Source organism: Aeromonas sp. s6, assembly GCF_040907815.1.
GTDB classification, from domain to species: domain Bacteria; phylum Pseudomonadota; class Gammaproteobacteria; order Enterobacterales; family Aeromonadaceae; genus Aeromonas; species Aeromonas caviae.
Genome location: NZ_JBFOCN010000120.1, coordinates 31,662 through 45,063, shown reverse-complemented (window position 1 = coordinate 45,063; position 13,402 = coordinate 31,662). Strand labels below are relative to the sequence as shown.

The 13,402-nt window shown below is 60.0% G+C and carries 10 protein-coding genes; 6 read left to right on the top strand and 4 right to left on the bottom strand.

The annotated features are described in order from the left end of the window. Nucleotides 1-263: 263 nt before the first annotated feature. The 6 genes from tig (at nt 264) to ppiD (ending at nt 8,699) form a co-directional block, all read left to right on the top strand. A complete protein-coding gene (gene tig / locus AB5Y50_RS18240) occupies nt 264-1,574 on the top strand; it encodes a trigger factor (RefSeq protein WP_010674572.1) in 1,311 nt (436 codons plus the stop codon). 86 nt (nt 1,575-1,660) lie between these two features. Further along, the gene (gene clpP / locus AB5Y50_RS18235) at nt 1,661-2,284 is read left to right on the top strand and encodes an ATP-dependent Clp endopeptidase proteolytic subunit ClpP (RefSeq protein WP_005324106.1); all 624 of its coding nucleotides are present in this window, start codon (nt 1,661-1,663) and stop codon (nt 2,282-2,284) included. Nucleotides 2,285-2,354: 70 nt separating this feature from the next. Next, entirely contained in the window at nt 2,355-3,629 is a 1,275-nt protein-coding gene (gene clpX / locus AB5Y50_RS18230; RefSeq protein WP_010674573.1) for an ATP-dependent protease ATP-binding subunit ClpX, read from the top strand. 139 nt (nt 3,630-3,768) lie between these two features. Continuing rightward, nucleotides 3,769-6,123, top strand: coding sequence for an endopeptidase La (lon, locus tag AB5Y50_RS18225; RefSeq protein ID WP_010674574.1), 2,355 nt, complete (start codon nt 3,769-3,771; stop codon nt 6,121-6,123). 240 nt (nt 6,124-6,363) lie between these two features. Continuing rightward, nucleotides 6,364-6,636, top strand: coding sequence for a nucleoid-associated protein HU-beta (hupB, locus tag AB5Y50_RS18220; protein ID WP_005315375.1), 273 nt, complete (start codon nt 6,364-6,366; stop codon nt 6,634-6,636). A 149-nt stretch (nt 6,637-6,785) separates the two neighbouring features. After that, nucleotides 6,786-8,699: a peptidylprolyl isomerase gene (ppiD, locus tag AB5Y50_RS18215; protein ID WP_010674575.1), complete on the top strand. Its 1,914-nt coding sequence runs from the start codon at nt 6,786-6,788 to the stop codon at nt 8,697-8,699. Nucleotides 8,700-8,900: 201 nt separating this feature from the next. On the opposite strand, the gene AB5Y50_RS18210 is transcribed toward ppiD, so the two are convergent. From AB5Y50_RS18210 to AB5Y50_RS18195, 4 genes are all read right to left on the bottom strand, one after another. Further along, entirely contained in the window at nt 8,901-10,493 is a 1,593-nt protein-coding gene (locus AB5Y50_RS18210) for an ABC-F family ATPase (protein WP_010674576.1), read from the bottom strand. Between the two features lie 210 nt (nt 10,494-10,703). Beyond that, nucleotides 10,704-12,359, bottom strand: a complete 1,656-nt coding sequence (locus AB5Y50_RS18205) for a cation acetate symporter (protein WP_010674577.1) — start codon at nt 12,357-12,359, stop codon at nt 10,704-10,706. Next, nucleotides 12,356-12,667, bottom strand: a complete 312-nt coding sequence (locus AB5Y50_RS18200; RefSeq protein WP_010674578.1) for a DUF485 domain-containing protein — start codon at nt 12,665-12,667, stop codon at nt 12,356-12,358. Before AB5Y50_RS18200 ends, AB5Y50_RS18205 begins: the two co-directional genes overlap by 4 nt. A gap of 107 nt (nt 12,668-12,774) precedes the next feature. Next, nucleotides 12,775-13,401 (bottom strand): 3'-5' exonuclease, encoded by a 627-nt coding sequence (locus AB5Y50_RS18195; protein ID WP_029314461.1) that lies wholly within the window; start codon nt 13,399-13,401, stop codon nt 12,775-12,777. Between the last annotated feature and the right edge of the window lies 1 nt (nt 13,402).

Sequence of the window (13,402 nt, the reverse complement as noted above, 5' to 3'; positions counted from 1 at the left end):
GAGCCAGTGCAAATTATTGCGGATGGAATGCTTGAACTCGGTGCAAGGCTTCCCCATATAGGAGAAAGTCTTGCGCAAATTGTGCTGTCTGTGCCCCGGATGGGGGATGTGCGGCTCGACGCGACCACTGCACGCCGCTATAATGTCGCGTCATATTTTCTCATCACAAAGACAGTCGTTGTCTTTATAAACAGGAAGACTCCGGGCTTGCCCGGGGGCAATAAAGGGTCAGCACGCAGTGCTGAGTTGAACGAGGTAAAAGAATGCAAGTTTCTGTAGAGACAACCCAGGGTCTGGAACGCCGTCTTACCATCACTGTACCGGCCGCTACCGTTGACGCCGCCGTGCGCAAAGAATTGAATGGCCTGGCCAAAACCCGTCGCATCGACGGTTTCCGTCCTGGCAAGGCTCCGGTTGCCATCATCAAGAAGATGTTCGGTGCCATGGCTCACGCCCGCGTTGCCGATGAAATGATGCAGAACAACTTCATCAAGGCCATCATCGAGAACAAACTGAGCCCGGCTGGCGCCCCGACCATGGATCCGAAAGAAATCAAAGAAGGTCAGGATTTCGAGTTCACCGCCACTTTCGAAGTGTATCCGGAGTTCGAAGTTGCCGGTCTGGAGAGCATCAAGGTCGAGAAGCCGGTTGCCACCGTTAAGGACAGCGACCTGGAAAACATGATCGACACCCTGCGCAAGCAGCACGCCACCTGGACTGAAGCCGCTGTGGCTGCCGCCAACGGCATGCGTGTGACCATGGACTTCGTCGGTTCCATCGACGGTGAAGAGTTCGACGGTGGCAAGGCTGAAGGCTTCACCCTGGAACTGGGCGCTGGCCGCATGATCCCGGGCTTCGAAGACGCCATCCTGGGCAAGAAAGCGGGCGACGAGTTCACCATCGAGGTGACTTTCCCGGCTGACTACCACGCCGAAGCCCTGAAGGGCAAGGCTGCCAAGTTTGCCTCCAAGCTGCACAAGGTTGAAGAGCAAGTGCTGCCCGAGCTGACCGAAGAGTTCGTCAAGCGTTTCGGCATCGAGAGCGGCAGCGTTGAAGAGCTGAAGGCTGAAGTGCGCAAGAACATGGAGCGCGAACTGGCCCAGGCCCTGAAAAACAGCGTGAAAGAGCAGGTACTGAACGGCCTGGTTGAAGCCAACCAGATCGATCTGCCGAAGGCTGCTGTTGCCCAGGAAATCGACACCCTGCGTCAGCAGGCTCTGCAGCGCTTCGGTGGCTTCCAGGGCGGCAACGCCCCCGAGCTGCCGGCCGAGCTGTTCCAGGCCCAGGCCGAGCGCCGTGTCCGCGTTGGTCTGCTGCTGGGTGACGTCATCCGCACCAACGAGATCAAGGCTGACGACGCCCGTGTGACCAGCATCATCGAGTCCATGGCCACTGCCTACGAAGATCCGAAAGAAGTGATCGAGTACTATCAGCAGAACGAGCAGATGCTGAACGGCGTGCGCAACCTGGCCATTGAAGATCAAGCCATCGATCTGATCCTGTCCAAGGCGCAAGTCACCGAGAAAGAAGTTGCCTTCGACGAAGTGATCAACAAGTCCGGTGCCGCTGCCTAAGAACATTTGACTTAAGGTCAAAACTGTTAAGTATAATGGCTCGTGTGATCTCCACTCGGGCCATTTTATTTTAGGGACAATGCCTTATGTACAAGAACTATAACGATGTGACTGAATCCCCACGCAATGCGCTCATCCCGATGGTGGTAGAGCAAACCGCGAAAGGGGAGCGTTCCTACGACATCTATTCCCGTCTGCTGAAAGAGCGGGTGATCTTCCTGACCGGTCAGGTCGAGGATCACATGGCGAACCTGGTGGTGGCCCAACTGCTGTTCCTGGAGTCCGAGAACCCGGATCAGGACATCAGCATCTACATCAACTCGCCGGGTGGCGCCGTCACTGCGGGTATGTCCATCTATGACACCATGCAGTTCATCAAGCCGGACGTGAGCACCGTCTGCATGGGGCAGGCCTGCTCCATGGGGGCCTTCTTGCTGGCCGGTGGCGCCAAGGGCAAGCGTTTCTGCCTGCCCAATGCCCGAGTGATGATCCACCAGCCGCTGGGCGGCTTCCAGGGGCAGGCTTCTGACATCCAGATCCATGCCCAGGAGATCCTGAAAATCAAGAATACCCTGAACGATCGTCTGGCGTTCCATACCGGTCAGGACATGGCCACCATCGAGCGCGACACCGACCGTGACAACTTCATGTCCGCCGAGCAGGCCGTTGCCTATGGTCTGGTTGACGGCATCCTGAGCCAGCGCGGCTGAGCAGGGTACCCCGTCCTGTTGTAAACTCAGCAGGACGATCCATCCTCTATTGATAAAACGAGGTCGCTGAATGACAGAGAAACGCAAGGGTGAGGGCGACAAGCTGCTGTATTGCTCTTTCTGCGGCAAAAGCCAGCATGAAGTGCGCAAGCTGATCGCTGGCCCTTCCGTCTACGTATGTGATGAGTGTGTCGAGCTGTGCAACGACATCATCCGCGAAGAGATCCGCGAGATCTCTCCCAAGCGCGATGGTAGCGAGCTGCCGACCCCTCATGAGATCCGCGCCCATCTGGACGACTACGTGATCGGTCAGGAGTACGCCAAGAAGGTGCTGGCAGTGGCTGTCTACAACCACTACAAGCGTCTTCGCAGCGGCAGCGAGTCCGGTGGCGTGGAGCTGGGCAAATCCAACATCCTGCTGATTGGCCCCACCGGCAGCGGCAAGACTCTGCTGGCCGAGACCCTGGCTCGTCTGCTGGATGTGCCCTTCACCATGGCCGATGCTACCACCCTGACCGAAGCCGGTTATGTGGGCGAGGACGTGGAGAACATCATCCAGAAGTTGCTGCAAAAGTGCGACTACGACGTGGAGAAGGCCCAGCGTGGCATCGTCTACATCGACGAGATCGACAAGATCTCCCGCAAGTCGGACAACCCCTCCATCACCCGCGACGTCTCCGGGGAAGGGGTGCAGCAGGCACTGCTGAAACTGATCGAAGGCACCATCGCCTCCGTGCCGCCCCAGGGCGGTCGCAAGCACCCGCAGCAGGAGTTTTTGCAGGTCGACACCTCCAAGATCCTCTTCATCTGTGGTGGTGCTTTCGCGGGGCTGGACAAGGTGATCGAGCAGCGCTCCGTCAAGGGCACCGGCATCGGTTTTGGCGCCGAGGTGAAATCCAAGAATGCCAAGGCAACCCTGAGCGAGAACTTTGCCAAGGTGGAGCCGGAAGATCTCATCAAGTACGGTCTCATCCCCGAGTTCATCGGCCGTCTGCCGGTGGTCGCGACCCTGACCGAGCTTGACGAGGCTGCCCTCATCCAGATCCTGAAAGAGCCGAAAAACGCGCTGACCAAGCAGTATGCCGCGCTGTTCGCCCTGGAAGAGGTGGAGCTGGAGTTTCGTGACGACGCGCTCAATGCCATTGCCCGCAAGGCCATGGAGCGCAAAACCGGTGCCCGGGGTCTGCGTTCCATTGTCGAGGCCGTACTGCTCGACACCATGTATGACCTGCCCTCCCTGAAAGGGGTCAGCAAGGTGGTGATCGACGAGACGGTGATCAAGGGAGACTCCGCGCCCCTGATGATCTACGACAATCCCGAGACTCAGGCCGCAGCCTCAGAGTAACTGTCTGATTTTTAATCACATAAAGGGGCTTTTTGCCCCTTTCATGCTTTTTACGGCCAAGGCGATTGAATCTCATCTTTGCGCCCCCATATACTCAGCCAAGCCTTTGCCAACGGTATAACAAGCCGAGAGGACATATATGAACCTAGAGCGTTCAGAACGCATCGAGATTCCCGTCCTGCCTCTTCGTGACGTGGTGGTCTATCCCCACATGGTCATTCCACTCTTTGTGGGGCGGGAAAAATCCATTCGCTGTCTGGAAGCGGCCATGGAGCAGGACAAGAAAGTCCTGCTGGTGGCCCAGAAGGATGCGTCGACTGACGAACCGACGGTGGAGGAAATTTTCTCCGTCGGGACAGTGGCCAATATTCTGCAGATGCTCAAGCTGCCGGACGGCACCGTCAAGGTGCTGGTGGAGGGGGGCCAGCGTGCCCGCCTTGAGCGGATGATCGACGATCGCGACTTCTTTGTCGGGGAGGCCCAGTACATCGCGTCCGCCCCCATCGAGGAGAAGGATCAGGACGTGCTGGTGCGCTCTGCCATCGGCCAGTTCGAAGGTTACATCAAGCTCAACAAGAAGATCCCGCCCGAGGTACTCACCTCGATTTCGGCGATTGACGATGCGGCGCGCCTGGCCGATACCATGGCTGCCCACATGCCGCTCAAGCTCGAAGACAAGCAGAAGGTGCTGGAAATCGCCTCCGTGTCCGAGCGCATCGAGTTTCTGATGGCCATGATGGAGTCGGAGATCGACCTGTTGCAGGTCGAGAAACGCATCCGCTCTCGGGTCAAGAAGCAGATGGAGAAGAGCCAGCGGGAGTATTACCTCAACGAGCAGATGAAGGCCATCCAGAAAGAGCTGGGTGAGCTGGAAGACAGCCCGGATGAATTCGAAGCCCTCAATCGCAAGATTGAAGAGGCCGGGATGCCGGAGGATGCCCGCGAGAAGGCCCAGGCCGAGCTCGCCAAGCTCAAGATGATGTCCCCCATGTCGGCGGAAGCCACCGTGGTGCGCAGCTATGTGGACTGGATGGTGCAGGTGCCCTGGAAGGCCCGCTCCAAGGTCAAGAAAGACCTAGGCAAGGCCCAGGAGGTGCTGGATGCGGATCACTATGGCCTGGACAAGGTCAAGGATCGCATCCTCGAATACCTGGCAGTGCAGGCGCGTGTGAACAAGCTTAAGGGCCCCATCCTCTGCCTGGTCGGGCCTCCCGGGGTGGGCAAGACTTCCCTGGGCCAGTCCATCGCTAAGGCCACCGGCCGCAAGTATGTGCGCATGGCCCTGGGTGGGGTGCGTGACGAGGCGGAGATCCGTGGTCACCGCCGTACCTACATCGGCTCCATGCCCGGCAAGCTCATCCAGAAGATGGCGAAAGTCGGCGTGAAGAACCCGCTGTTCCTGCTCGACGAAATCGACAAGATGAGCTCGGACATGCGTGGCGATCCCGCTTCCGCCCTGCTGGAGGTGCTGGATCCCGAGCAGAACAGCAGCTTCAACGATCACTATCTGGAAGTGGATTATGACCTGTCGGACGTGATGTTCGTGGCCACCTCCAACTCCATGAACATACCGGGTCCGCTGCTGGACCGGATGGAAGTGATCCGTCTGTCCGGTTACACCGAGGACGAGAAGCTCAACATTGCCAAGCAGCACCTGGTGGCCAAGCAGATCCAGCGCAACGGCCTGAAGCCATCCGAGATCACCATTGAGGATTCGGCGCTGATCGGGGTGATTCGCTACTACACCCGCGAGGCGGGTGTGCGCAGCCTGGAGCGTGAAATCTCCAAAATCTGTCGCAAGGCAGTCAAACGCATCCTGCTGGACAAGAGCATCAAGCATGTTCAGGTCAACCAGGAGAACCTCAAGGAGTTCCTGGGGGTACAGCGCTTTGACTATGGCAAGGCCACCGACCAGAACCAGATTGGTCAGGTGTGCGGGCTGGCGTGGACCGAAGTGGGGGGCGATCTGCTCACCATCGAGACCACCAACATGCCGGGCAAGGGCAAGCTCACTTACACCGGTTCCCTCGGTGACGTGATGCAGGAGTCCATCCAGGCGGCCATGACGGTGGTGCGGGCCCGTGCCGAGAAGCTGCGTATCAACGGCGACTTCTACGAGAAGCGCGACATCCACGTGCACGTGCCGGAAGGGGCGACCCCGAAAGACGGCCCGAGCGCCGGTATCGCCATGTGTACCGCCCTGGTCTCCAGCCTCACCGGCAACCCGGTGCGTGCCGACGTGGCCATGACGGGTGAAATCACCCTGCGTGGCGAGGTGCTGCCCATCGGTGGTCTCAAGGAGAAACTGCTGGCGGCCCACCGTGGTGGCATCAAGCGTGTGCTGATCCCGAAAGAGAACGAACGTGACCTCGAGGAGATCCCGGCCAACGTCAAACAAGATCTTGAAATCTATCCGGTTCGCTGGATTGATGAGGTGCTTGCACTGGCGTTGCAGGACAATCCGCAAGGTTTCGAACGCGTTTCTGTCGTGTAAATGTTGATGCGCCGCAAATTTGGCGCATTCGGGGGGTGGTTAAGGCTTGCATGCACCGGACAACGGAAGTAGCCTTGACCACCGATCGGGTACTCATGATGAGTCGCAATGCGTGATGTGGCGCGGGTTTGCGCCAGATTGTCACTTGCAACTGATCAGGAGGCTTGTTATAAAACCTCCACTTGTTGTGGCCAGGGAAATCAGCGCCGCAGCGATGTTCGATAAAAGGGGAATATAAGAGTGAATAAATCTCAACTGATTGACAAGATTGCAGACGGTGCTGATATCTCCAAAGCTGCCGCTGGCCGTGCGCTGGATGCCTTCATCGATGCCGTGGGCGAAGCCCTGAAAGAGGGTGACCAGGTTGCTCTGGTTGGTTTCGGTACTTTCGCCGTTCGCGAGCGTGCAGCCCGTTCCGGCCGCAACCCGCAAACTGGTGCGACCATCGAAATCGCTGCCGGTAAAGTTCCTGCCTTCAAAGCCGGCAAGGCCCTGAAAGACGCGGTCAACTAAGCCGGTCGCTGATATCTATCGGCACCGTCCTTGGTCTCTGACCAGACAAGTGAGAGGGCTCTCCCTCATACTGCTTGACCAAGGCGCATCGCAATCGGTGCGCCTTTTCATTATTTACGCCCATCGAGTTCGGGAGCATAAGTACAAACATGATGTTGGATAAACTACGCGAAGGGGCGCAGGGCAAGGTAGCCAAGGTTATCTTGGGCCTGATCATCCTCTCCTTTGCCTTGGCCGGGGTAGGCAGCTACCTCAATGGCCCGGCACGTACCGCCCCCGCCACCGTCAACGGCAATGACATCAGTGCCCCCGCACTGGAGAATGCCTACCGCAATGAGCGGGCCCGTATGGAATCCCAAATGGGTGAGGCCTTCAACCAGCTGGCCGCCAATCCCGATTACATGAAACAGTTCCGCCGTGGCGTGCTGGACCGTCTGATCGATCAGGCGCTGATCGATGACAAGGCCCGCTCCCTGGGTCTGCGCGTCAGCGATGAGCAGATCAAGCAGGCCATCGTCGCCATGCCCGAGTTTGCCGAGAACGGCAAGTTCAGCAATGACCGCTACCTGCAGCTCATTCGCCGTGCCGGCATGACCCCCGAGATGTTCCGCGACTCCCTGCGCCAGGACATGGTGCGCCAGCAATTGATGGGCGCCGTGCTGGGATCGGAGTTCGCCCTCAAGGGTGAAGCCGAGCAACTGGATCGTCTCTACAACCAGACCCGTGACCTGCGCCTGATCCGTCTGGCCGCTTCCGCCTATGTGGACGGGATCGAGGTGAGCGATGCCGAGGTGGAGCAGTTCTACAAGGCCAACAGCGCTCGCTTCATGAACGACGAGACGGTCAAGGTCGACTATCTGCTGCTCGATGCCGCGAACCTTGGCAAGAACATCAAGGTCACCGAGCAGGATGCCCAGGATTACTACGACCAGCATCAGGATCTGTTCCAGCGTCCCGAGCGCCGTCAGGTGGCGCACATCCTGATCCCGTTTGGCAAGGATGAAAAGGCCGCCGAGCAGAAAGCCGAGGCCGTGCTGGCCAAGGCCAAGGCAGGTGACGATTTCGCCGCGCTGGCCAAGGCCGACTCCTCCGATACCTTCTCTGCGAAGAAGGGCGGGGAGCTCGACTGGTTCGAGAAAGGGGTGATGGATCCTGCCTTCGAGAAAGCCGCGTTCGCGCTGGCCAAGGCTGGCGATCTCTCCGCCGTGGTGAAGAGCCCGTTCGGCTTCCACATCATCAAGCTGCTGGGAGTCGAGCCTGCCAAGACCAAGCCCTTCGTGGACGTGATGAGCGATACCATCGCCCGTCTGCAATCTGAGAAGGCCAAGGAGCAGTTCTTCGCCGAGCAGCAGAAGATGGCCGACAGCAGCTTCGAGAACCCGGACTCCCTGGACTTGACCGCCGAAGCTATGGGTCTCCAGGTGCAGTCCACCGGCTATTTCAGCCAGGCCGATGCGCCGGCACCGCTCAATGATCCCAAGGTGCTCTCCGTGGCATTCTCCGAACAGCTGCGCGATGACAACACCAACTCCGACGTGATCGAGCTGGCTGACGGCAAGGCGCTGGTGCTGCACATCATGGGTCACCAGCCGAAGGCGGCCAAGCCGCTTGCCGAGGTGAAAGAGCAGGTGATCACCGCCATCAAGCACGACAAGGCCAGTGAAGTGGCCCGTGGCAAGGCCCAGGGTCTGCTGGACAAGCTCAAGGCCGGTCAGAACGTTCAGGCCGACCTGACCGCGCTGGGTCTGAAAGTGGATACCCATACCGGCGTATCCCGTTTCGCCCAGGAGATGGATCAGAACCTGGTGACCCAGGCGTTCCGCATGCCCCATCCGACCGATGGCAAGCCGAGCGTCGAGCTGGTGACCGAAGCCAACGGTGATCGTGTGGTGGTGGCGCTGGACAAGGTCAACGTCATCAAGGAGCCGTCCCAGATGGTGAGCCTGCTGCAAGGTCAGCTGGGTCAGGGCAAGGCACAGGCCGACTACAAGTCGCTGATCGACGAGCTGCGCAAGGCGGCCAAGATCGAATACTTCACCGACGTGGAAGCCACTGTCGAGTAAGTCAGCCTCACGGCCCCAAGTGTGAAAACGGCTCCATGATGGAGCCGTTTTTTTATCTGCACGCGGCACAAGGGAGAGCTGCTGCCCGCTCGCAGGGGGGATACGTCGTCCTAGTTTGCATCCCGCTCGGCGTTGCCAGCAGGCATAAAAAAACCGGCGCACGAGGCGCCGGTTCTGATCACTTTGCTTGAAGGCGGGGGATTACACCACACCCTGGGTGCGCAGGTAATCCTCGTAGGTGCCGCCGAAGTCGCGGATGCCGTCTTCGGTCAGCTCCAGGATGCGGGTCGCCAGGGAGGAGACGAACTCGCGGTCGTGGGAGACGAAGATCAGGGTGCCCTTGTACATCTCCAGCGCCAGGTTCAAGGATTCGATGGATTCCATGTCCAGGTGGTTGGTCGGTTCATCCATGATCAGGATGTTGGGGCGCTGCATCATCAGCTTGCCGAACAGCATCCGGCCCTGTTCACCACCGGAGAGCACCTTGACCGGCTTCTTGATGTCGTCCTGGGAGAAGAGCAGACGACCCAGCACGGAGCGCACCGCCTGCTCGTCTTCGTTCTCCTGCTTCCACTGGGCCATCCAGTCGAACACATTGAGATCGGTGTCGAAGTCTTCGGCGTGATCCTGGGCGTAGTAGCCGATCTGGGCGTTCTCGGACCACTTGATGGTGCCGGTATCCGGTGCCAGGGCACCGACCAGCGTCTTGATCAGGGTGGACTTACCGATCCCGTTGGTACCCAGGATGGCGACCTTCTCGCCCACTTCCAGCATCATGTTGAGCCCCTTGAACAGGGGACCGTCGCCATAACCCTTGGAGACGCCTTCGATCTCCAGGATGTTGCGGTAGAGCTTCTTGTCCTGCTCGAAGCGGATGAAGGGGTTCTGACGGCTGGATACCTTCACTTCCTCAATCTTGATCTTGTCGATCTGCTTGAGGCGGGAGGTAGCCTGGCTGGACTTGGAGGCGTTGGCGCTGAAGCGGGAGACGAAGGATTGCAGATCGGCGATCTGGGCCTTCTTCTTGGCGTTGTCGGCCAGCAGGCGCTCGCGGGCCTGGGTGGCAGCCAGCATGTACTCGTCGTAGTTGCCCGGGTAGACCCGCAGCTCGCCGTAGTCCAGATCCGCCATGTGGGTGCAGACGGAGTTCAGGAAGTGACGGTCGTGAGAGATGATGATCATGGTGCTTTCACGATCGTTGAGCACCTGCTCCAGCCAGCGAATGGTGTTGATGTCCAGGTTGTTGGTCGGTTCGTCCAGCAACAGGATGTCGGGGTTGGAGAAGAGCGCCTGCGCCAGCAGTACCCGCAGTTTCCAGCCCGGGGCCACTTCGCTCATCGGGCCGTTGTGCTGCTCGATGGGAATACCGGCACCCAGCAGCAGTTCGCCTGCGCGGGATTCGGCGGTGTAGCCATCATATTCGGCGACCAGGCCTTCCAGCTCGGCGGCCTTCATGTAGTCGTCGTCGGTGGCCTCCAGGTTGGCGTAGATGGCATCGCGTTCGGCGATGGCGGCCCACAGCTCGGTGTGGCCCATCATGACCACGTCCAGTACGCGCATCTCTTCGTAGGCGAACTGATCCTGGCGCAGCTTACCGATGCGCTCGTTGACATCCAGGCTCACATTGCCGCCGGTGGGTTCGAGATCGCCGCCGAGGATCTTCATGAAGGTGGACTTGCCACAGCCGTTGGCACCGATGAGGCCGTAGCGGTTGCCGCCGCCAAACTTGACGCTGATGTTCTCAAACAGCGGCTTGGCGCCGAACTGCATGGTGATGTTGTTGCTTGAAAGCACTGGAATGTCCCGGTTGGTCTGTCAAATGGCGCGCATTATGGCACAGATCCCCCGAAAGTTTTAGCAGGAACTGTGATCTGGCCCCATTGCAGGGGGGAAGATTTCACGACCAGGCCGGCAACGGGCTCCGGCCTCTCTTGCAGAGGGGAGGCGAGGGGGCGGTCATGAAAAAAGCCGGCACTGGGCCGGCTTGGATGCGTGGGATGCCACTTAGTGGGCGGAGGCGCCGGAGGCACCGAGCCCGGTCTGGGAGCGGACGAACTGCGGGAAGAACTTCGCATGCTCGTCGGAGGCTGCCTGGGACTTGTCGGTGACCGAGAAGAACCAGATCCCGATGAAGGCCAGCCCCATGGAGAAGAGCGCCGGGTATTCGTAGGGGAAGATGGCCTGGGCATGACCCAGCACCTTCACCCAGACGGTGGGGCCCAGGATCATCAGGGTCACGGCGCTGATGAGACCGAGCCAGCCGCCATAGACGGCGCCACGAGTGGTCAGGCGGGACCAGAACATGGAGAGGAAGAGCACCGGGAAGTTGCAGCTCGCCGCGATGGAGAAGGCCAGGCCCACCATGAAGGCGATGTTCTGCTTCTCGAACAGGATGCCAAGGCCGATGGCGACCACACCCAGCACCAGGGTGGTCATCTTGGAGACACGCAGCTCGTCGGCCTCGTTGGCCTTGCCTTCCTTGATGACGCAGGCATAGAGGTCGTGAGAGACCGCTGAGGCCCCCGCCAGGGTCAGCCCGGCCACGACCGCCAGTATGGTGGCAAACGCCACGGCGGAGATGAAGCCCAGGAACAGGCTGCCACCCACGGCGTCGGCCAGATGGACGGCCGCCATGTTGGTGCCCCCCAGCAGGGCGCCGGTGGCGTCCTTGAAGTCCGGGTTGGTGCTGACCAGCAGGATGGCGCCAAAGCCGATGATGAAGGTGAGGATGTAGAAGTAGCCGATGAAGCCGGTGGCATAGAACACCGATTTACGGGCTTCCTTGGCATCGCTCACGGTAAAGAAGCGCATCAGGATGTGGGGCAGACCGGCGGTACCGAACATCAGGGCCAGCCCAAGGGAGATGGCGGAGATGGGGTCGGCGACTAGGCCGCCCGGGCTCATGATGGCCGCACCATTGGCATGCACCTTGACCGCTTCGCTGAACAGGGTACCGACGTCGAAGTTGACGGACTTCATCACCATGATGGCCATGAAGGAGGCACCGGAGAGCAGCATCACCGCCTTGATGATCTGTACCCAGGTGGTGGCCAGCATGCCGCCGAACAGCACGTAGAGCACCATCAGGATGCCGACCAGCACCACGGCCACATGGTATTGGAGGCCGAACAGCAGCTCGATGAGCTTGCCGGCACCGACCATCTGGGCGATGAGGTAGAGGGCGACCACCACCAGGGAGCCGCTGGCGGAGAGGCTGCGCACCGAGGTCTGCTTGAGGCGGTAGGAGGCCACGTCGGCAAAGGTGTACTTGCCGAGGTTGCGCAGCCGCTCCGCGATCAGGAACAGGATGATGGGCCAGCCCACCAGGAAGCCGATGGAGTAGATGAGACCGTCGTAGCCCGAGGTGTAGACCAGGGCAGAGATGCCGAGGAAGGAGGCGGCGGACATGTAGTCACCGGCGATGGCCAGACCGTTTTGGAAGCCGGTGATGCGCCCGCCGGCGGCGTAGTAGTCGGAAGCCGAGCGGTTGCGCTTGGAGGCCCAGTAGGTGATGAACAGGGTCGCGGCCACGAAGATCACGAACATCACGATGGCCGAGATATTGAGGGGTTGGCGTTGCACCTCGCCGCTGATGGCGTCGGCCGCCAGCAAGGGGGTGGAGATCAGACCTGCCAGCGGCAGCAGAAACTTGCCTTTCATGATTGCGCTCCCTTGAGGATCTTCTGGTTCAGTTCGTCGAACTCGCCGTTGGCACGAAATACGTAGATACCGGTCAGCACGAAGGCCGATACGATGAGACCAATCCCGACCGGGATGCCACGGGTGATGCTGGAGCCTTCGCTCAAGGGGGTGCCAAGCCAGCCCGGTGCAAAGGCGATGAGCAGGATGAACGCCAGGTAGAGCCCCAGCATCAGGATGGAGAGGGTCCAGGCAAAACGCTGGCGTTTGGCGACCAGTGTCTGGAAGTTGGGATCTTGCTGGATCCGAAGATACGGTTGCTGTTCCATTGCAGTTCTCCATGACAGTGAATGTCAGCGGTGGATGAGGGGTTCCCTACCGGACAGCACGGCTGTCCATGTAAGCAAAATGTGAATTAAATGTTATTTCCGAACAATTAGACTTTGGGATAAGCCAGCGGGCCGCCCTGATGCAGGCGTACAAAGACAAGGGCGGCGGTGACAGCATCGCTCAGGGCGTCGTGGGGGGGCAGGGCTGGCAGCGCCAGATGGCGACAGATCGCGGCCAGGTGCAGATCGATGGCGGCGTCGGGATAGCGGCGATAGAGGTGATCGTGATAGAGGCGGCTCACCTCGATGCCGCGCTGGGGCAGGGTGAGCCCCCACAGCCGTTGGCAGGCGAGGTTGAGAATGCGCAGGTCATAGGCGATGTGATACCCCACCAGCTCACGGGGGCCGATGAACTCCAGCAGCGCGCGCAGCGCGGGCTCCAGTGCCATTCCCTGTTGCAGATCCTGATGGCGCAGGCCGTGGATCACCACGGACCCGGCGCTCAGGCTGGCGGGAGCCTGGACCCGGATGGCAAGGGCATCGCCCGTCTCTATCCGGTTGCCCCGGATGCGCACCGCCCCGATGGAGACGATCTCCGCCAGCGCCGGATCCAGGCTGGTGGTCTCGAAGTCCAGCGCCACCCACTCGTCGCCAGCAGGGCGGGCAAAGAGCGGGGCAAACTCCCCCTCCCGAAACGTCCTGCCAAGCCAGCGGCGGCGCCAGTGCATCCACATC